The following is an 18,945-nucleotide window of genomic DNA, read 5'->3' as shown; positions in this document are numbered from 1 at the left end:
TGTCCAAGATCAGGGGTCAAGCCCCCGGTTTCAGTGCGTTGCGGATGTACACGAGGTCGTTCTTGCTTGCTGATCCTGCTCGTAGCCGGTGAGCAGCAGTTGCCGGCTGGCCCAGACTTTGTCGGTGGCGGTGCCGCGGCGGCCGTGCAGTTGCCGGGTGATCCGTTGACGGACCTGGGTGACCATGAGGTTGGCGAGGGCGACGAGATGCCACTTGTCGACTGCGATCCGCGCGTCCGGCAGGGCGGTGCGGATCCCGGATCGACAGGTACAACAGCGCCCGCCCGCACACCCGCCTCGGCAACGCCCCACCCGCCGAGTACGAGGCAGCGCACTGCGCTGAGCCCACCAAGTCATCACGACCGGCAATGACACCTGCATAGACGTGGCATCAACGCGTAGATGTTTCAGTTTCTTCTGTCTGGGGCTGTGTCAGGTGCTGGACCGGGTGTAGGCAGCGGCGCGCACCACATCGTCGTCCTCCAGTCCAGCTCCTAGTGCTCCGCCCACGGTGGCCAGGCTGGCGGTGAGCCAGCTGATCTTCGCGTAGTCCAAAGCGTTCACTGGGTGACCGGCGATACCGGCCAGTACCTGCTCGTCGATGAGCAGCAGCGCGCCGACCCAGGACAGGATGAATAAGCCGAGGTAGAACACCACAACCCCGATGGCCACGGTCGCGGTGGTGGCCAAATTGAACAGGATCACCTGCTCACGTTGGGCTCGCCGCCGTGGGCGCTCCCACAGGTCGGCTCCCAGGATCAGGGTGACACTCACCGCCCCGATCGCCATCACCGCCAGCAGGACCAGGCGCACCGGCCCGTAGGCCATGGCCAGTACCCATAGGTCCGAGGCCACCAATGTCAGCATGCCGGTGGCCGCTGCCACGACCATCGCCCGGGAGAGCCGGGCCACGAAGGCCCAAGGCTGGTTGGCGCGGATCATGCCCAGCAGCAGCCGCACGTTGCCGCTCAGCACTCGGGCCGTGAACTGCACGACGTTGTCGTCCGGGCGTTCGTCGAGATCGGTGGACAGCTGGTGGGCTCTTCGAGCAAGATCCCGCTGGGCGTTGCGGTCTTCGGCGTCGTAGCCCAGGAGCTGCTCGACCACGTGCACGGTGGTCTCTTGCACCTTCTGCCGCACGTGCACGGGTCCCAGGGTTGGGACGGAGACCAGTCCTACCCCGTGCACGGGGCTGAGCTGGGTGAGCACCGGACGTCGGCCGGTCTTCAGGGGGATCTCGGTGAGCACCACGGCCAAATCCCAGTTCTCCTCCAGCACGCGGTTTCGGGCCGCCTCCAGCAGGTCCAAGGTCTCGGTGGGTGGATCGACCAGCCGGTCTTCGGCCATCTTCAGTTGCCAGCGCACTCCCGGATACCGCTGCACCAGAATCTGGCGCACCGAGGTGGTGACCTCGGGGCCGAGCACCGCACTCAGGGATGGTGAGACCACCAGGCCGATGAGCAGCTCGGCATCGGAAAGGGGTTCGGCAGGATCGGCGGTGGATCCGCAACGCTCAGCAGTCACTGCTCCATGATGAGGCAACCACGGGCCGGATTGCTACTGGCTCGATGGAGCCCCCAAGGTTTCGTGCAGCACCGAGGGCCGGATTCGGTGGTCGCCTCGATCCCGGAAAGAGCGGTGCTGCTCACTGCGAAATCCTCTCCCCGCCGACGCCGCCAGCGCGAAGACATCACAGCCAGCGGGCCCGGGACCTGCCGGTGTCGAGGATGGCTTCTCGATGATGCTGCAGTGACGGATCGGTTGAAGTGCTTCGGCGGTCTGGGAGCAGTGATCAGCGTGGGGCCGGTCGATTCCGTTCGGACAGGTGATGCATCGACTGCCAGCGGCAGGTGCGGTACTGATGCGGGGGTACCCGGTGCAGGGGTGTCAAGGCCCAGCTCCGAAGACGGCAAGCCGGGCACGTGAAAGGCGAATTATGGCCCGCCGCAACCCGAGCGGGAAGGCATGTGTGGCACGAGGCGCCGAAGACGGGCCGGGCGTCTACTGCAGAGATAAATGGCTCTCCGCATTTGAGCGGGGCGTGTGCTGATTTCATGCTGCTGGTGACCCGCGAGTGGCAACTCCATCCAGTTCGCGAGAGCGGGGATCGGCGTGAATCCGCGGCTACACTTTCCCGACTCCCGCACGAGCTGTACTTCGGCCTCTGACACCCGATCAGCGCAGAGGCCGCCCCGGTTCGATCGGGGCGGCCTCTGCGCGTCTCAGAGCACGCGCAGCGCGCCTGCCTGCACCCGGACCTCGAACACCGAGACCTCTCCGACCTCCTCGCCGTCGATCTCGAACTGCTGAGGCCGCGCCAGCTCGACCCGCACGCGCTCGGCCGTGTGGAAGTGCGTCGAGTCCGTACTCACGGCGGACTCGCCTCCGGTGAGAAGGCGGCGGATGCCGTTCTCCCACACGACGGAGCGGACCGTGTCGATCCACTGGAGCGCGCCCTCCGAGCTCACCAGCAGCAGATCCAGGCGACCGTCGTCGAGCTTCGCGTCCGGCAGCAGGCGCAGACCGCCCTGGACCATGCCGCAGTTCCCGATCAGCATCGTGTGTCCGCGCACCTCCTGCGGCTCGTCTTCGTCGATCGTGACCGACACCTCGGTCATCTCCGTACCGGCCAAGGCCCGCCCCATGGCCTCGACGTACGCGAGCCAGCCGGCCCTGCTCTTGAGGTCGTCGTCGGTCTCGACGAGCATCTGCGCGTCGACGCCGAAGCCGACCATGACGGCGAACGCGCGCTCGTCCTCGTCGCCGTGACGCACCCACCCGAGGTCGATGCGGCGCTCGTCGCCCTGCGCGATCCGCCGCAGGGCCGCCGGGATGTCATCCAGCGGCACCTCGAGGTTGCGCGCGAGCAGGTTGCCCGTCCCCTGCGGGACGATGCCCAGCGCCGCGTCCGTCCCGGCGAGAGCCTCGGCGACCGCTCGCACGGTGCCGTCGCCGCCGACGGCGATCACCGTGGCGCATCCGTCCGCGACGGCGTCTTCGGCCATTCCGCGCCCGGGGTCCTCCTCGCTGGTCGCCCACCAGCGCACGTCATCACCGAGATGATCGGCGACCGCCGCCCTGAGAGTGTCCTCGTCGATCTTCGAAGGGTTCCACACGATGCCGTAGGAGTGCGCAGTCATGTGCTCAACCGTAGAACAACTGCTCGAAGACACGGCGCGCACGGCGCGTCGTCCCGAGATAGTCCTCCTCCACGGCACTCGCCGAGCGCTCCGGGTAGCCGAGCAGCCGTCCGAGCGCATCGAGCTCCCGCCGGTCCCAGGGCAGTACGTCGCTCGTCCGTCCCGTCTGCAGCGTGATGGCCGAGCGCAGTCGGGACGCGAGCCGCCAGGCCTCGCGCAGCAGTTCCGCGTCCGTCTCGTCGATCAGTCCCGCAGCGACGGAGGCCTCCAGAGCGCCGAAGGTGGATGTCGTGCGCAGCGGGGGAACACTGTGCGCGTGCTGCAGCTGGATGAGCTGCACGAGCCACTCCACATCGCTCAGGCCACCGGGACCGAGCTTGAGGTGCCGATGCGGATCGGCCCCCTGCGGCAGGCGCTCGCCCTCGACGCGTGCCTTGATGCGCTTGATCTCGCGCACGCCCTGTTCGTCGACCTCGGCGGGATATCGGATGCTGTCCGCCATGGCCATGAACCGCGCGATGAGTCCTTCGCTGCCGGCGACCCCTCGCGCACGCAGGAGCGCCTGGGCCTCCCACGACACCGACCACCGGCGGTAGTACTCCGTGTACGCGCCCAGAGAGCGCACGACGGGTCCGCTCCGGCCCTCCGGCCGCAGATCCGCGTCCAGGTCGAGCGGCACACGGTTGTCGGTGAGGTGCTCGCGGAGCCCTGCGACGATCTGCGTCGCGAACTGCTGCGCCCGCTCGGGCGCGACCCCCGCGGCGTCGTACACGAACAGGATGTCGGCATCCGACCCGAATCCGAGCTCGGCGCCGCCGAACCGGCCCATGCCGATGATCGCGAACTCGAACGCGTCGTCCTCGGGCGGGACGACCTCGCGGCGCACGGCTCGAAGCGCCGCCTGGATCGTCACCTCGGTGATGGATGTGAGCGCCGCGGCGACTTCTTCGATCGTGATCACGTCGAGGACGCCACCCATCGCGGTCCGCAGCAGCTCGCGCCGGCGCAGTGCCCGCACCGCCTTCAGGGCCGAGGTCACCGAGGCGTGCCTGGTCTGGATCGCCCGTGCCTCCTCATCGAGCTTCTCCGGGCTCCTGGGCCGCAGCCGATCGGTGCTGTCCAGCCAGGCGACCGACTCGGGGATGCCCTCGAGGAGCTCTCCGATGTACCGCGAAGAGGACAGCAGCATGGTGAGGCTCTCGGCTGCTCCGGCAGAGTCGCGCAGCATCCGCAGGAACCACGACGTGTCGCCCAGACGCTCGCTGATGCGCCGGAACGCGAGCAGCCCGTAGTCGGGGTCGCTGCCGTCGGCGAACCAGCGGACCATGACCGGCATGAGATGCCGCTGGATCGTGACCTTGCGGCTGATCCCTGACGTGAGCGCCCCGATGTGCCGCAGTGCGCCGGCGGGATCACGGAAGCCGATCGCGGCGAGGCGGTCGTGCGCCTGCTCGGTCGACAGGGTCCTCTCCCCCTCCGGCAGGGCGGCCACGGCGCTGAGCAGCGGTCGGTAGAACAGCCGGGTGTGGATGTCGCGGACTTCACGGCGCGCCTGCTCCCACACGCTCCAGATGCCCTCTGCCGTGTCGGCCAGGCCCGTGGCACGCGCGAGCTCCCGCTGCCCCTCCGGCGTGCGCGGCATCAGGTGCGTGCGCGTGAGGTCCTTCAATTGAGCCCGGTGCTCCATGAGACGCAGCGTGCGGTAGTCGGCCGCGAACGTCGCGGCGTCCGCCCGGCCGATGTACCCGCCGGCGACGAGCGCGTCCAGGCTCTCGAGCGTGCCGCGGGTGCGGATCGTCTCGTCGGTCAGACCGTGGACGAGCTGCAGCAGCTGCACGGTGAACTCGATGTCCCGCAGCCCCCCGATGCCGAGTTTCAACTGGAACGGGGCATCCTCGGGGTCGACGTGCTCGGTCACGCGCTCGCGCATCCGCTGCACGCTGTCGACGAAGTCCTCCCGCGCCGCGCTCGACCAGATCTTGGGCTGCACCGCCTCGAGATATGCCGCTCCCAGCGCCTCGTCGCCCGCGATCGGTCGGGCCTTCAGCAGCGCCTGGAACTCCCAGCTCTTCGCCCATCGGTCGTAATAGGCCAGGTGCGAGCCGAGCGAGCGGACGAGTGCGCCCTGCTTGCCCTCCGGGCGCAGGTTCGCGTCGACCTCCCACAGAGGCGGCTCCACTTCGATGCCGGAGATGCCCTTGATCGTCTCGCGGGCGAGACGCGTCGCGATGTCGATCGCGCGGCCCTCCTCGAGGGCGTCGTCGTCGGCGGTGCCCCCGACGAAGATGACGTCCACGTCGCTGACGTAGTTGAGCTCGCGCGCGCCGGCTTTGCCCATCCCGATGATCGCCAGCTGCGTGAGCGCGACATCTTCGGCCGGGTAGGCCGAGGCCACCCGGACGCGGGCCACGGCCAGCGACGCCTCGAGCGCTGCGCCCGCGGCATCGGCGAGGGCGGCCGAGATGGCGGCGATCCGGGACGCCGGCTCCGGGGTGCACAGGTCGATGGCCGCGATCTCGGCGATCGCGCGGCGATAGGCGATCCGCAGGGCGACCCAGGCGGACTCGTCACCGGAGGATGCGACCCCGTCCGCTGCGCCCACGGCAGCCAGCATCCGTTCGCTGAGCGCGGACGCACTGGGCACGAGCGAACCGACCTCCGCGAGCACCGAGAGCTCATGCGGATGCCGGAGAAAGAAGTCGGCCAGACCGTTCGAGGCCCCGAAGACGCGCCACACGATCGGACGCGTGCGCCCGTCCGCGAGCAGCCCCGCGAGCGGACTCGTCGCGCGACGCGCAACCCGCAGCATCCGGGTGACCGCCGCATCGGGGTCAGCGGCGACTGCACCGTCGACGAGATCGGCGGGCTCGACGCCCAGAGTCGTCGACAGCTCGCCGATCGCCTCGGCGCCGGTGCTCAACACGGTGAAGCCGAGCCTCGCCAGCGCAGATCGCGACAGTGCCGATTCCGAGCGAGCCATCCTCTCAGAGCAGCTCGAGGTTGCTCTTGAGTTCGAAAGGCGTGACCTGCCCGCGGTAGGCCTCCCACTCCTTGCGCTTGTTCAGCAGCACGTAGTTGAAGACCTGCTCGCCGAGGGTCTCGGCGACGAGCTCGGAGCCCTCCATGAACTCCAGTGCGTGGTCGAGGCTGGCAGGCAACGATGTGTAGCCCAGTGCGCGGCGCTCGGCGTCGCTGAGCGACCACACGTTGTTCTCGGCCTCTGCGGGCAGCTCGTACTCGTTCTCGATGCCCTTCAGTCCTGCCGCGAGCAGCAGAGCGTAGGCGAGGTACGGGTTCGCCGCTGAATCCAGCGCCCGGTATTCGACGCGCGACGACTGGCTCTTGTTGGGCTTGTACATCGGCACTCGGACGAGCGCGGAGCGGTTCGCATGCCCCCACGTGACGAAGCTCGGCGCCTCGTCGCCGCCCCACAGCCGCTTGTACGAGTTCACGAACTGGTTGGTGACCGCCGAGATCTCGTGCGCGTGCCGGAGGAGACCGGCGATGAAGTGCCTGCCGACCTTGGAGAGCTGGTACTGGGCGCCCTCCTCCCAGAAGGCGTTCTGGTCGCCTTCGAACAGCGACATGTGCGTGTGCATGCCGCTGCCCGGCTGGTCGCTCATCGGCTTGGGCATGAACGTCGCGTAGACGCCCTGCTCGATGGCGACCTCCTTGACCACGGTGCGGAAGGTCATGACGTTGTCCGCCGTCGTCAGGGCGTCGGCGTAGCGGAGGTCGATCTCGTTCTGGCCGGGTCCGCCCTCGTGATGGCTGTACTCGACGGAGATGCCGAGGTCCTCGAGCATCCGCACCGACCTCCGGCGGAAGTCGTGCGCCGTGCCGCCCGGCACGTTGTCGAAGTAGCCGGCGGAGTCCACGGGGACGGGGCCCTCGGGGCCGATGACGGACGACTTCAGCAGGTAGAACTCGATCTCGGGGTGCGTGTAGAACGTGAACCCGGCGTCCGCGGCCTTCGCGAGCGTGCGCTTGAGCACGTTGCGGGGGTCGGCCACCGCCGGCTGACCGTCGGGGGTGGTCAGGTCGCAGAACATGCGCGCGGTCGGGTCGATCTCGCCCCGCCACGGCAGGATCTGGAACGTGGTCGGGTCGGGCTGGGCGAGAAGATCGGACTCGTACGTGCGCGTCAGACCCTCGATCGCCGAACCGTCGAAGCCGATGCCCTCCGTGAAGGCGCCCTCGACCTCAGCCGGGGCGATCGCCACCGACTTGAGCGTGCCGATCACGTCGGTGAACCAGAGTCGGACGAACTTGACGCCGCGTTCCTCGATGGTGCGGAGAACGAAGTCCCGCTGCTTGTCCATGCTCATGAAGCGCCGCTACTTCCCGTCCACATCGGTGGTCTTGTGCCAGTCGTCGTCGATGCGCTCCTCGACGGCCCACGCCTCCGCGCGCTCGCGCAACGTCTGCATCGCGTTCGCCGCAGCCTCGGCGGTGTCGAACGGACCGACACGATCGACCGCCGGCGAGATGTACCCGTACTCGACCTCGCCCGAGGTCGTGTTGTACCAGTACTTGCGCTCACCGCTCGACATGTACGAATCTTCTCCCCGAGTCATGGCAAATCCCTTCATAAAGGCTTCGTCACGATCCTAGTGGCGCGGCCGGCTCTGGCTAGGCTATTCACCATGGCAAAAGCGATCGGCGTCGACATCGGCGGCACAGGCATCAAGGCAGGAATCGTCGACCTCGAGCACGGCACGATGGCGTCGGACCGCGTGCGCGTCCCCACCCCTGAGGGCGCGTCCCCGGAGGACGTGCTCACGGCCGTGAAGACCGTCCTCGAGAAGCTCGACGTCAAGACGGCGATGCCGCTCGGCGTCGCCTTCCCGGCGATCGTCAAGCGCGGCAAGACGCTGTCTGCGGCGAACGTCTCGAAGCAGTGGCTGGACTTCGACGCCGAGCGCTTCTTCCGCGACGGCCTCGAGCGCAACATCGTCTTCGTCAACGACGCCGACGCGGCCGGAGTCGCGGAGGCGCGGCACGGCGCTGCGCGGGATGTCCGCGGCCTGACGCTGATGACGACGCTCGGCACGGGCATCGGCTCGGCGTTCATCTACGACGGCATACTCGTTCCCAACACCGAGCTCGGGCACCTCAACTTCCGCGGGTTCGAGTCCGTCGAGCAGTGGGCTGCGACATCGGCGCGCGAGCGCGAAGGGCTCAGTTGGGCCGAGTGGGCGGAGCGGCTCCAGGCGTTCTATTCGCACATCGAGTTCCTGTTCAGCCCCGACCTGTTCGTCGTCGGCGGCGGCGTCTCGAAGAACGCCGATGACTTCCTGCCGCTGCTGGATCTGAAGACTCCGATCGTGCCGGCCATCCACCGCAACAACTCGGGCATCATCGGCGCCGCGTCCCTGGCAGGCGACTGACACTCGAACCTGCAAGGCCGCGCCGAGACTGCGCCGACTCGGAGCTGTCTCGGCGCGGCCTTGCGGTGTGGGTGCGAATGGGGCGGCCTGTACGCCGGGTTCTGTTCCGGGGCCCCTCTCGGGGTGTCCCTTCGACGGCCATCTCTCTCGGCGACACGTTGCCGTGCCGCTCCAGCGGTCTACCCGAGGACTCGGCGAGCCGCGTCATCATCCTCTGTCTGACCTTGCTCCGGACGAGGTTTACCTGGCAGGCCGTGTCACCACGGCCCCCGGTGGTCTCTTACTCCACCCTTTCACCCTTACCTCGCGCGCCGAAGCGCGGAGGCGGTCTGCTCTCTGTGGCACTTTCTCGCGGATCACTCCGGGTGGGCGTTACCCACCGTCCTGCCCTGCGGAGCCCGGACGTTCCTCGGTGCGGTTGCCCGCAACGCGACCGTCCAGCCGCCCCATTCGCACTGCCAGTCTACTTCTCGGCGGTCCGCACGATCTTCAGGTCGAGGGGCACATCGATCGGGAAGTCGCCGAACAGGCGGCGGGTCGCGACGGCCGCGGCCTCGCGCACAGCGGATGCCGCGGCATCCGCCTGCTCCTGCGGCACATGCAGGATCACCTCGTCGTGCAGGAAGAACGCCAGGTGCGCCTGCCGTGCGAACGGCCCGGATCCCGGCGCCGGCGCGGCCGCATCGGGGAGCTGTCGCAGTCGGTGCCGGATCTCGGCGAGCCAGATCAGCGCCCACTCCGCAGCCGTTCCCTGAACGACGAAGTTACGGGTGAAACGGCCCCGATCACGAGCTCTGGCCCGGGCGCGCTTCACGTCGGCGGGATCCGTGTCGGCACCTGTGGCCGCGGCCTGCTGAGCCTGCCAGCCGGCATCCGGCCGCGGCGACGACCGACCGAGCCAGGTCGAGACGACGCCCCCGTCCTCGCCGATGCGCGCGGCCTCATCGACGCGGTGCATGGCTCGCGGGTAGACCTTGCGCAGGCGCGGCACGAGCCTGCCGCTGTCCCCCGTGGTCGCGCCGTACATCGCGCCGAGCACGGCGTACTTGGCCTCTTCACGGGTGACGACCGCTCCGGACGCCACGACGCCGGCGTAGAGGTCCTGCCCCCGCGCGGCCTCCGCCATCGCGCGGTCGGCCGACATCGCCGCGAGCATCCGGGGTTCGAGCTGCGCGACGTCGGCGACGACGAGCATCCAGCCCGGGTCGGCGCGGACGGCCGGACGCAGGATGCGCGGGACCTGCAGCGCTCCCCCGCCCGATGATGCCCAGCGGCCGGTGACGACACCGCCGGGGATGTAGACGGGGCGGAAGCGTCCGTCGCGAACCCATTCGGTCAGCCACGCCCAGCCGTTCGCGCTCATGAGCCGCGAGAGCTTCTTGTAGGCCAGCAGAGGGGCGATCACCGGATGCGAGATCTCGCCGAGCTCCCACTGGCTCGTCGACTCGACGTTGACACCGACGCGGTGCAGAGCCCTCAGGAGCTTCGGATGGCTGTCGAGGTGCAGGCCGGGGGCGCCCAGATGGAACCGCACCGCCTCGGCGTGCGCGAGCATGTGCGCCGGCATCCCGCCTCCCGCGGGGCGGGCACCGAGCACCTCGGTGAGGATGCGGTCGTGCTCGTCGGCGTCCCAGGGCAGACCCGCCGCACGCATCTCCTCGGCGATGAGGCCACCGGCGGATTCCGCGGCGCACAGCAGCGCCAGACGGCCCGTCCGATCGGATCCGATCACCCGCACCTGCTCCCGGTACTGCGCCACGAGCTCGGCGATCGGCATCGGTCCGCCTCGCTCATCGGCATCGAACAGGGCCGGCTCCGCCGTGTCCGGCTGCCGCGGGATCCAGTCCTCGGACGGCGCGAGCGGGCGCGCGACGACGTCCGTGTCGCGGAGGATCGCGTGACACAGAACCAGATCGTGCGTGCGCGTCAGACGGACGCCGGCCGCGAGCAGTCGCGGATAGAGGTCGCGTGCGCTGCGGATGACCCACCGCGGACTCCGGAGCTCCTCCTCCCGCGCGACCCACTCGGCGATGCCGTCGCCGCCGAGCTCGATGATCTCGGTCGCCGGCTCGCCTGCCACCAGGGGCACAGCGGCGAGGCCCGTCTCTGTCTGTGCCAGCAGGATCCGCTGATCGGCTGCCGGCTCTCCGCTCACAGACCGGATTCGTCGGTGCGCACGAGGATCGCGCCGCACTCCGGGCACGAGATCACGGCATCCGCGGCGGCCTGGCGGATCTCGCCCAGGTGCGTCCCGGAGAGCATCATGCGGCAGCCCTCGCACGTGCCTCGCCGGAGCAGTCCGACGCCGATGCCGCGCGAGGCACGGCGGGTGTACTCGGCCAGGAGGTCGGCGGGCACATCCGCGGTCACGGCCTCGCGATCCCGCGTGAGCTGCTCGATCTCGGTGGTGGCGGCGGCGATCTGCGCCTTCGCCGCCGCGGTGAGCTGCTGTCCCTCGGCTGTGGTCGTGTCGATGAGCGCCTGCTGGGCGGCGACAGCCGCATCGGCCTCCTCGAGGCGTCCCATGACGTCGAGCTCGGAGTCCTCGAGGTCGCTGATGCGGCGGGCGAGGCTGGCGAGCTCGTGCTCGAGCGCCTGCGCGTCCTTCGGATTCGTGGATGCCGCCAGGCGCTCGGTGTCGCGCGTGCGCCGCTGCTCGGTGACCTTGACGTCGGATTCGAGCCTGGTCAGCTCCGTGCGGATGTCGTCGCGGCTGCCGGTGAGGGCGGTGAGCTCGCGCAGCTGCTCCTGACGCTCCTTGGCGAGCTCGTTGATCCTGGCGCCCTGCGCCGGGGTCGTCCGCTGCTTCTCGGCCTGTTCGAGGCGTCGGTCGAGTTCGGCGACGTCGAGGAGGATGTGCTGGTGCTCGGGGCTGGCGTTCACACGTCCAATCTACCGTCCAGGTACAGCCACGTCCTGTTCTCCCGGACGAAACGGCTCCGCTCGCGCATCGAGCCCGGTGCACCGTCCTCGCGGAAGAACGCTGCGAACTCCACGACCCCGTCCGCGTCGAACGGACCTCCGGCGACGGTGTCGAGGATGTCTAGCCGCGTCCAGCGGATGTCGGGGTCGAGATCGATTCCGGCCGGCCTCGTCGAGGGATGCCAGGAGCGCAGCAGATGCTCGGCGTCGCCGGTCACGAACGCCGTGAAGCGCGAGCGCATCAGGCGGACGGCTGTGGGCGCGGCGATCGCGCCGGACAGGATCGGTCCGCAGCATCCGTCGTAGGTGTCACCGGACGTGCAAGGGCAGCGCATGCGTCCATCATGCCCCGTGCGGACATGCCCAGCGCGGACGGGGGCCGTACGCTGTGAGGATGACCGCTCTCCCCCTTCGCACCGCGCACAACGGCTTCACCCTTCCGGCGATCGGACTCGGCACCTACAGGCTCAACGGCGACGCCGGGGCGGCGGCGATCGCGGCCGGCATCGACGCCGGGTACCGACTGGTCGACTCCGCCTTCAACTATGAGAACGAGGGCACGGTGGGACGCGGCGTCGCGGATGCCGCCACCGATCGTGCCGAGGTGATCGTCACGACCAAGCTGCCAGGGCGCCACCACCCGTCCGAGAAGGCGCGCTGGAGCATCGAGGAGAGCCGCTTCCGTCTCGGCCTCGACGCGACGGACCTGCACCTGATCCACTGGCCCAACCCGATCCAGGACGAGTACGTCCAGGCGTGGGCCGCTCTCGTCGAGGCCCGGGAGCGAGGCACCGTGCGCCAGATCGGCGTGTCGAACTTCCTCCCCGAGCACCTGGAGCGCCTCGAGCGCGAGACGGGCGTGCTACCGGTCGTCAACCAGATCGAGCTGCACCCGTACTTCCCGCAGGCCGAGCAGCTGGAGTATCACCGCGAGCACGGCATCATCACCGAGGCGTGGAGTCCGATCGGTCGGGCGAAGGCGCTGCTCGACGAGGCGGTGATCGTCGAGGTCGCACGCGCACACGACATCGCCCCCGCTCAGGCAGTCCTCGCCTGGCATGTGGCACGGGGCAGCGTCGCGATCCCGAAGGCGTCGTCACTCGAGCACCAGAAGGCGAACCTCGCCGCGGCATCCGTCGTGCTGGACGACGCGGAGGTCGAGGCGATCAGCGCGCTGGGGCGCCCGGACGGCCGTCTGTTCGACGCGGATCCGCGCACGCACGAGGAGTCCTGAGGATCCGAAGAGGTGGGCCCTGCCGGGATCGAACCGACGACATCCACGGTGTAAACGTGGCGCTCTACCAGCTGAGCTAAAGGCCCTGACCCGTCCAGTCTAGCGGCGCGTCTTCGTGCGCGACGCGAGCGGCGAAGAGGGATAGGCTGAGAACAGCGCGCGTTGTGCGGAGGCGACAACACTCCCCCGTGTCGCTTCCCGTTTCCTTGGCAAGACCTGCCAGCTTGACGAAAGGCTCCACGTGACCGTCCACGATCAGGATCCGTACTCCCAGGGCCCCCTCGACAGCGACCCGGAAGAGACCCGCGAATGGCGGCAGTCGCTCGACGAGCTCGTCGAGGCCAAGGGCCACGGCCGCGGCCGCGAGATCATGCTCAGCATGCTGGGGCGCTCCAAGGAGCTGCACCTTAACGTGCCGATGGTCCCGACCACGGACTACATCAACACCATCGCCTCGGAGAACGAGCCCGAGTTCCCCGGTGACGAAGAGCTCGAGCGCCGCTACCGGCACTGGATCCGCTGGAACGCCGCCATTACCGTGCACCGCGCACAGCGCCCCGGCATCGGCGTCGGCGGACACATCTCCACCTACGCATCGGCGGCCTCGCTCTACGAGGTCGGCCACAACCACTTCTTCCGCGGCCAGGACCACCCCTCCGGCGGCGACCAGATCTTCTACCAGGGCCACGCCTCCCCCGGCATGTACGCTCGCGCATTCCTCGAGGGGCGCCTGACCGAGGCGCAGCTCGACGCGTTCCGCCAGGAGAAGTCCGGCGCGCCCAACGGCCTGCCCTCGTACCCGCACCCGCGCATGATGCGCGAGTTCTGGCAGTTCCCCACCGTGTCGATGGGCCTCGGTCCGATCAACGCGATCTACCAGGCGATGACGAACAAGTACCTCGCCAACCGCGGCATCAAGGACGTTGCGGACTCGCACGTCTGGGCGTTCCTCGGCGACGGCGAGATGGACGAGGTCGAATCGCGCGGCCAGCTCCAGGTCGCCGCGAACGAGGGCCTGGATAACCTGACCTTCGTCATCAACGCCAACCTGCAGCGTCTCGACGGGCCCGTCCGCGGCAACGGCAAGATCATCCAGGAACTCGAGTCCTACTTCCGCGGCGCGGGCTGGAACGTCATCAAGGTCGTCTGGGGCCGCGAGTGGGACGACCTGCTCGCCCGTGACACCGAGGGCGCGCTGCTGAACCTCATGAACGTCACCCCCGACGGCGACTTCCAGACCTACAAGGCCGAGAGCGGCGCGTTCGTGCGCGAGAACTTCTTCGGCCGCGACGAGCGCGCCGCTGCCCTGGTGAAGGACTACACCGACGACCAGATCTGGAAGCTGCGCCGCGGCGGTCACGACTACCGCAAGGTGTACGCGGCGTACAAGGCCGCGATGGAGCACAAAGGCCAGCCGACGGTCATCCTCGCGAAGACCGTCAAGGGCTACGGCCTCGGTCCGCACTTCGAGGGCCGCAACGCGACCCACCAGATGAAGAAGATGACGCTGGACGACCTCAAGCTCTTCCGCGACACCATGCAGATCCCGATCACGGACGCGCAGCTCGAGGAGAACCCGTACCAGCCGCCGTACTTCCACCCCGGTGCGCAGGACGAGACGATCCAGTACATGCTCGAGCGCCGTCGCGAGCTCGGCGGTTTCCTGCCGGAGCGCCGCACGAAGCACGTCGATCTCGCGCTCCCCGAGGACAAGGACTACGCCTTCCCGAAGAAGGGCTCGGGCAACCAGGAGGTCGCCACGACGATGGCGTTCGTCCGCATGCTCAAGGACCTTCTGCGCGTGAAGGGCTTCGGCGAGCGGATCGTCCCGATCATCCCGGACGAGGCGCGCACCTTCGGCATGGACTCGTACTTCCCGTCGGCGAAGATCTACAACCCGAACGGCCAGAACTACACCGCCGTCGACCGCGAGCTGCTCCTGGCCTACAAGGAGAGCCCGCAGGGTCAGATCATGCACGTCGGCATCAACGAGGCCGGCGCCACCGCCGCGCTCACCGCGACGGCAACGTCGTACTCGACGCACGGCGAGCCGCTGATCCCGATCTACATCTTCTACTCGATGTTCGGCTACCAGCGCACCGGTGACGCCTTCTGGGCGGCCGCCGACCAGATGGCCCGCGGCTTCGTCATCGGCGCGACCGCCGGACGCACCACGCTCACGGGTGAAGGCACACAGCACGCGGACGGCCACTCGCCGCTGCTCGCCTCCACCAACCCGGCGACGGTCACATACGACCCGGCGTACGGCTACGAGGTCGCCCACATCGTGCAGGCGGGTATCGAGCGCATGTACGGCGGATCGCACCCCGACCCCGATGTCATGTACTACCTGACGGTGTACAACGAGCCGCTCAAGCAGCCGGCGGAGCCCGAGGACGTCGACGTCGAGGGCATTCTCAAGGGCATCCACCGCGTCTCCGAGGGCACCGGCGACGGGCCCCGCGTGCAGCTGCTCGCGTCCGGTGTCGGCGTGCCGTGGGCGATCGAGGCCCAGGAGCTCCTGCAGAGCGACTGGGGCGTCGTCTCCGACGTCTGGTCGGTCACGAGCTGGAACGAGCTGCGCCGCGACGGCCTCGCCGCCGACGAGCACAACTTCCTCCACCCAGAGGAGGAGCCGCAGGTCGCGTACCTGACGCAGAAGCTGCAGTCGGCCGAGGGCCCGTTCATCGCCACGAGCGACTACATGCACGCTGTGCAGGACCAGATCCGTCAGTGGGTTCCGGGCGACTTCTACACGCTCGGCGCCGACGGTTTCGGTTTCGCCGACACGCGTGCGGCCGCCCGTCGCTTCTTCAAGATCGACGGTCCGTCCATGGTGGTCCGCGCCCTGCAGGGTCTGGCCGATCAGGGCAAGGTCGACCGCTCGGTCATCGCTCAGGCGATCGCGAAGTACGACCTGCACAACGTGAATGCCGGTACGAGCGGAAATGCCGGCGGCGAAAGCTGAGCCGGGTGTGACCGCATCGTCTCCGGCGTCGATGGACAAGGCCGCGACGCTCGCCTGGCTCCGCCGCATCTCGGGTGATCTCGCGACGGCCACGATCCAGCGCCTCGAGGACACGCTGCCCTGGTACGCCGACATGCCACCGGCCCGCCGCTCCGCGGTCGGGCTGGTGGCTCAGGCCGGCATCACCTCGTTCATCCAGTGGTACGACGACCCGACCTCGACTCCGTGGATCGCCGCCGACATCTTCGCGACGGCTCCCCGTGAGCTTCTGCGCAGCGTCAGCCTCACCCAGACGCTCCAGCTCATCCGCGTAACCGTCGAGGTGACGGAGGAACGGGTCGCCGGCAAGGGCGAGCACCTGCGCGAGGCGATCCTGCTGTACTCGCGCGAGGTGGCCTTCGCCGCCGCCGATGTCTACGCCCGCGCCGCCGAGGCGCGCGGTCTGTGGGATGCCAGGCTCGAGGCCCTCGTCGTCGACTCGATCCTCACCGGGGAGGCCGACGAGGAACTGCCCAGCCGGATCGCCGCCCTCGGGTGGCACGGTCACGGCGAGGTGTGCGTGCTGGTCGGCACGACTCCCCCGCAGTTCGACGTCGATCACGTCCGCCGCACCGCACGCAAGCTCGCCGTCGACGTCCTCATCGGCGTGCAGGGGTCGCGCCTGGTGCTCGTGCTCGGCCGCGCTCAGGCACCCGGCAAGGAGGATGCGGAGGACGAGCTCGCGTTCGACGAGATCGCGACGCGGCTCGAGCCGTCGTTCGGACCCGGATACGTCGTGCTCGGCCCCCCGGTCGCAGCTCTCGTGGATGCCGGCCAGAGCGCCCGCGCGGCACTCGCCGGATTCGCCGTCGCCCGGGCATGGCGCACGGCGCCACGGCCCGTCGAGGCCGACGATCTGCTGCCGGAGCGCGCTCTCGCCGGCGATCCGCTCGCCAAGCACACGCTGATCGAGCGGATCTACCGTCCGCTCCAGGCCCACTCGACGGACCTCGTCACGACGCTGTGGAGCTATCTCGACAACGGACGTTCCCTCGAGGCGACTGCCCGCGAGCTGTTCGTGCACCCGAACACCGTCCGCTACCGCCTCAAGCGCGTCAGCGAGGTGATCGGCTGGGATGCCACCGGCCCCCGCGAGGCGCTGATCCTGCAGACCGCGCTCATCCTCGGATCGATCGGAACCGCCGACACCGTCCGGCGCCGGCCGGCCGCCCGCCGGACGCGCTGATCGCGACGATGTACGCCACGCACAAACGAATCCACGAATCTTGTGAGGGTGCATCCACCGTTTCGGGCTGATCGTTGGCAGACTGGGGAGGTGATTGTCGCCGCCTGCCCCGGACAGGGCTCTCAGACCCCCGGCTTCCTGACACCCTGGCTCGAACTCGACGGCGTCGAGGAGAGCCTCCGCCGCTACTCCGAAGCCGCCGATGTCGACCTGATCCTGCACGGCACCGAATCGGACGCCGACACGATCCGCGACACGCGCATCGCTCAGCCGCTCATCGTCGCAGCCTCGCTGATCGCGTTGCAGGCCGTCGTCGATCGCGCCGGACGCACCGCGGACGGGATCGCCGGGCACTCGGTCGGCGAGCTCGCCGCCATCGTCGGCGCGGGCGTCATCCCGGCCGAGGAGACCATGCGTCTCGTCGGCATCCGCGGCCGGGCGATGGCGGATGCCGCCGCCCAGACCCCGACCGGCATGTCGGCGGTCCTGGGAGGCGACGAGCAGGCCGTCCTCGACCGGCTCGCCGAACTCGAGCTCACGCCTGCGAACTACAACGGCGGCGGACAGATCGTCGCCGCAGGGTCGCTGCCGGCTCTGGCCTCCCTCGCGGAGGAGCCCGTCAAGGGCACCCGCGTCATCCCGCTCCAGGTCGCGGGCGCGTTCCACACCTCGTACATGGCGTCTGCGGTCGAGGCGCTCCGTGACGCGGTCGCAGGGACCGCGCCCTCCGATCCCGGAGTCACGCTCTGGACGAACCGGGACGGCTCCGTCGTCGCCTCCGGCGCGCAGGCTCTCGAGTTCATCGTCGAACAGGTCTCCTCCCCTGTCCGCTGGGATCTGTGCATGGCCGCCTTCGCGGATGCCGGCATCTCGGGCATGATCGAGCTCGCACCCGCTGGCGCCCTGACGGGCCTCGCGAAGCGCGGACTGCGGGGTACGCCCGTCGTCGCCGTGAAGACCCCTGATGACCTCGATGCGGCCGCAGCGCTGCTGAACGGAGCCGCAGCATGACCCCCGCACTCAAGCAGACGAGCGGCCCGCAGTACACGCGCATCCTCTCCTACGGCGCCGCGCGCGGCGAGATCGCCGTGCCGAACGAGGACCTCATCGGCCCGATCGACTCGAGCGACGAGTGGATCCGTCAGCGCACGGGCATCGTGACGCGCACGCGCGCCGTCAAGGAGACCGACGCCATCGACCTCGCGGCCATCGCGGCCGCCGAAGCGATCGAGAAGTCCGGGGTCGCGGCATCCGACGTCGATCTGGTCATCGTCGCCACCATCAGCAACCCGAAGCAGTCGCCGTCCGTCTCGGCGATCGTCGCCGACCGCGTCGGCGCGAACCCCGCGGCGGCATACGACATCAACGCCGCGTGCGCGGGCTACGCCTACGCGATCGCTCAGGCCGACGCACTGATCCGGGCCGGTGCCGCGAAGCATGCTCTCGTCATCGGTACGGAGAAGCTCTCCGACATCGTCGACCCCGCAGACCGCAGCATCTCGTTCCTGCTCGGCGATGGCGCGGGCGCCGCCCTCATCGGTCCCAGCGACACGCCCGGCATCGCGCCGGCCGTATGGGGCTCCGACGGATCGAAGGCGGATGCCGTCGGCATGAACCACACGCTGATCGACTACCGCGACGGCGCCGGCGACGTGCCGTGGCCGACCCTGCGCCAGGAAGGCCCCACGGTCTTCCGCTGGGCCGTGTGGGAGATGGCCAAGGTCGCCCGTGAGGCTCTCGAGGTCGCCGGTGTCGAGGCTGCGGACCTCGCGGCGTTCATCCCGCACCAGGCGAACATGCGCATCATCGACGAGTTCGCCAAGCAGCTGAAGCTCCCCGAGACAACGGTGATCGCCCGCGACATCGAGACGACCGGCAACACGTCGGCCGCCTCGATCCCGCTCGCCAGCCACCGGCTGATGGCCGAGCACCCCGAGCTGTCGGGCGGTCTCGCCCTGCAGATCGGATTCGGCGCCGGGCTCGTCTTCGCCGCTCAGGTCGTCGTCCTCCCCTGAACTCCGCATGCCGTTCCCTAGACTGGGCACGGTTCCGAACCCAACCGCAAG

General features: G+C 69.1%; 15 protein-coding genes, 1 tRNA gene and 1 other RNA gene. 6 read left to right on the top strand and 11 right to left on the bottom strand.

The genetic code is table 11. The features are described from left to right. Nucleotides 1-30: 30 nt before the first annotated feature. The 6 genes from KEC56_RS10690 to KEC56_RS10665 form a co-directional block, all read right to left on the bottom strand. Complete coding sequence (locus KEC56_RS10690; RefSeq protein ID WP_227530962.1) at nucleotides 31-357, bottom strand: transposase; 327 nt, start codon at nucleotides 355-357, stop codon at nucleotides 31-33. 75 nt (nucleotides 358-432) lie between these two features. After that, on the bottom strand, nucleotides 433-1,524 hold the full coding sequence (locus tag KEC56_RS10685; protein ID WP_227530928.1) for a hypothetical protein: 1,092 nt from the start codon (nucleotides 1,522-1,524) through the stop codon (nucleotides 433-435). Nucleotides 1,525-2,222: 698 nt separating this feature from the next. Then, complete coding sequence (locus KEC56_RS10680; protein ID WP_227530927.1) at nucleotides 2,223-3,140, bottom strand: diacylglycerol/lipid kinase family protein; 918 nt, start codon at nucleotides 3,138-3,140, stop codon at nucleotides 2,223-2,225. 4 nt (nucleotides 3,141-3,144) lie between these two features. Further along, on the bottom strand, nucleotides 3,145-6,120 hold the full coding sequence (locus KEC56_RS10675) for a bifunctional [glutamine synthetase] adenylyltransferase/[glutamine synthetase]-adenylyl-L-tyrosine phosphorylase (RefSeq protein WP_227530926.1): 2,976 nt from the start codon (nucleotides 6,118-6,120) through the stop codon (nucleotides 3,145-3,147). A gap of 4 nt (nucleotides 6,121-6,124) precedes the next feature. Beyond that, the gene (locus tag KEC56_RS10670; RefSeq protein ID WP_227530961.1) at nucleotides 6,125-7,462 is read right to left on the bottom strand and encodes a glutamine synthetase family protein; all 1,338 of its coding nucleotides are present in this window, start codon (nucleotides 7,460-7,462) and stop codon (nucleotides 6,125-6,127) included. A gap of 15 nt (nucleotides 7,463-7,477) precedes the next feature. Beyond that, nucleotides 7,478-7,717 (bottom strand): SPOR domain-containing protein, encoded by a 240-nt coding sequence (locus KEC56_RS10665; RefSeq protein WP_227530925.1) that lies wholly within the window; start codon nucleotides 7,715-7,717, stop codon nucleotides 7,478-7,480. 69 nt (nucleotides 7,718-7,786) lie between these two features. On the opposite strand from KEC56_RS10665, the gene ppgK reads away from it, so the two are divergent. Beyond that, nucleotides 7,787-8,530, top strand: coding sequence for a polyphosphate--glucose phosphotransferase (ppgK, locus tag KEC56_RS10660; protein ID WP_175986213.1), 744 nt, complete (start codon nucleotides 7,787-7,789; stop codon nucleotides 8,528-8,530). Nucleotides 8,531-8,604: 74 nt separating this feature from the next. Here ppgK and rnpB read toward each other — a convergent pair. The 4 genes from rnpB to KEC56_RS10640 all read right to left on the bottom strand — a co-directional run bounded on the left by rnpB (nucleotide 8,605) and on the right by KEC56_RS10640 (nucleotide 11,787). Next, an RNA gene (rnpB, locus tag KEC56_RS10655) (RNase P RNA component class A) lies at nucleotides 8,605-8,979 on the bottom strand. A gap of 14 nt (nucleotides 8,980-8,993) precedes the next feature. Continuing rightward, nucleotides 8,994-10,685, bottom strand: a complete 1,692-nt coding sequence (locus KEC56_RS10650; RefSeq protein WP_227530924.1) for a bifunctional 3'-5' exonuclease/DNA polymerase — start codon at nucleotides 10,683-10,685, stop codon at nucleotides 8,994-8,996. Next, complete coding sequence (locus tag KEC56_RS10645) at nucleotides 10,682-11,413, bottom strand: zinc ribbon domain-containing protein (protein WP_227530923.1); 732 nt, start codon at nucleotides 11,411-11,413, stop codon at nucleotides 10,682-10,684. The genes KEC56_RS10650 and KEC56_RS10645 overlap by 4 nt, the downstream gene beginning before the upstream one ends. Continuing rightward, on the bottom strand, nucleotides 11,410-11,787 hold the full coding sequence (locus KEC56_RS10640) for a YchJ family protein (RefSeq protein WP_227530922.1): 378 nt from the start codon (nucleotides 11,785-11,787) through the stop codon (nucleotides 11,410-11,412). The genes KEC56_RS10645 and KEC56_RS10640 overlap by 4 nt, the downstream gene beginning before the upstream one ends. A gap of 59 nt (nucleotides 11,788-11,846) precedes the next feature. On the opposite strand from KEC56_RS10640, the gene KEC56_RS10635 reads away from it, so the two are divergent. After that, on the top strand, nucleotides 11,847-12,686 hold the full coding sequence (locus KEC56_RS10635) for an aldo/keto reductase (RefSeq protein ID WP_175986209.1): 840 nt from the start codon (nucleotides 11,847-11,849) through the stop codon (nucleotides 12,684-12,686). A 13-nt stretch (nucleotides 12,687-12,699) separates the two neighbouring features. Here the strand turns inward: KEC56_RS10635 and KEC56_RS10630 are convergent. Then, nucleotides 12,700-12,772, bottom strand: a tRNA-Val gene (locus KEC56_RS10630). 155 nt (nucleotides 12,773-12,927) lie between these two features. On the opposite strand from KEC56_RS10630, the gene aceE reads away from it, so the two are divergent. The 4 genes from aceE (at nucleotide 12,928) to KEC56_RS10610 (ending at nucleotide 18,894) form a co-directional block, all read left to right on the top strand. Beyond that, nucleotides 12,928-15,654 carry a pyruvate dehydrogenase (acetyl-transferring), homodimeric type gene (gene aceE, locus KEC56_RS10625; protein ID WP_227530921.1) on the top strand — a complete coding sequence of 909 codons (2,727 nt, stop codon included), beginning with the start codon at nucleotides 12,928-12,930 and terminating at the stop codon, nucleotides 15,652-15,654. A 31-nt stretch (nucleotides 15,655-15,685) separates the two neighbouring features. Beyond that, entirely contained in the window at nucleotides 15,686-16,879 is a 1,194-nt protein-coding gene (locus tag KEC56_RS10620) for a PucR family transcriptional regulator (RefSeq protein WP_227530960.1), read from the top strand. A 90-nt stretch (nucleotides 16,880-16,969) separates the two neighbouring features. Next, entirely contained in the window at nucleotides 16,970-17,890 is a 921-nt protein-coding gene (locus tag KEC56_RS10615) for an ACP S-malonyltransferase (protein WP_175986185.1), read from the top strand. Beyond that, on the top strand, nucleotides 17,887-18,894 hold the full coding sequence (locus tag KEC56_RS10610) for a beta-ketoacyl-ACP synthase III (protein ID WP_227530920.1): 1,008 nt from the start codon (nucleotides 17,887-17,889) through the stop codon (nucleotides 18,892-18,894). Before KEC56_RS10615 ends, KEC56_RS10610 begins: the two co-directional genes overlap by 4 nt. The last annotated feature ends 51 nt before the right edge of the window (nucleotides 18,895-18,945 follow it).

Origin of the sequence: Microbacterium tenebrionis, from assembly GCF_020682665.1 — a bacterium.
Lineage (GTDB): Bacteria > Actinomycetota > Actinomycetes > Actinomycetales > Microbacteriaceae > Microbacterium > Microbacterium tenebrionis.
This window is presented reverse-complemented; position numbering and strand designations above follow the sequence as displayed.

Excerpts from the sequence above, each read along its gene's own strand:
- KEC56_RS10640 (WP_227530922.1), bottom strand. The coding sequence starts at position 11,787 with ATGCGCTGCCCTTGCACGTCCGGTGACACCTACGACGGATGCTGCGGA.
- KEC56_RS10680 (WP_227530927.1), bottom strand. The coding sequence starts at position 3,140 with ATGACTGCGCACTCCTACGGCATCGTGTGGAACCCTTCGAAGATCGAC.
- KEC56_RS10620 (WP_227530960.1), top strand. The coding sequence starts at position 15,686 with ATGGACAAGGCCGCGACGCTCGCCTGGCTCCGCCGCATCTCGGGTGAT.
- KEC56_RS10675 (WP_227530926.1), bottom strand. The coding sequence starts at position 6,120 with ATGGCTCGCTCGGAATCGGCACTGTCGCGATCTGCGCTGGCGAGGCTC.
- KEC56_RS10690 (WP_227530962.1), bottom strand. The coding sequence starts at position 357 with ATGACTTGGTGGGCTCAGCGCAGTGCGCTGCCTCGTACTCGGCGGGTG.
- KEC56_RS10665 (WP_227530925.1), bottom strand. The coding sequence starts at position 7,717 with ATGACTCGGGGAGAAGATTCGTACATGTCGAGCGGTGAGCGCAAGTAC.
- KEC56_RS10670 (WP_227530961.1), bottom strand. The coding sequence starts at position 7,462 with ATGGACAAGCAGCGGGACTTCGTTCTCCGCACCATCGAGGAACGCGGC.
- KEC56_RS10635 (WP_175986209.1), top strand. The coding sequence starts at position 11,847 with ATGACCGCTCTCCCCCTTCGCACCGCGCACAACGGCTTCACCCTTCCG.
- KEC56_RS10610 (WP_227530920.1), top strand. The coding sequence starts at position 17,887 with ATGACCCCCGCACTCAAGCAGACGAGCGGCCCGCAGTACACGCGCATC.
- ppgK (WP_175986213.1), top strand. The coding sequence starts at position 7,787 with ATGGCAAAAGCGATCGGCGTCGACATCGGCGGCACAGGCATCAAGGCA.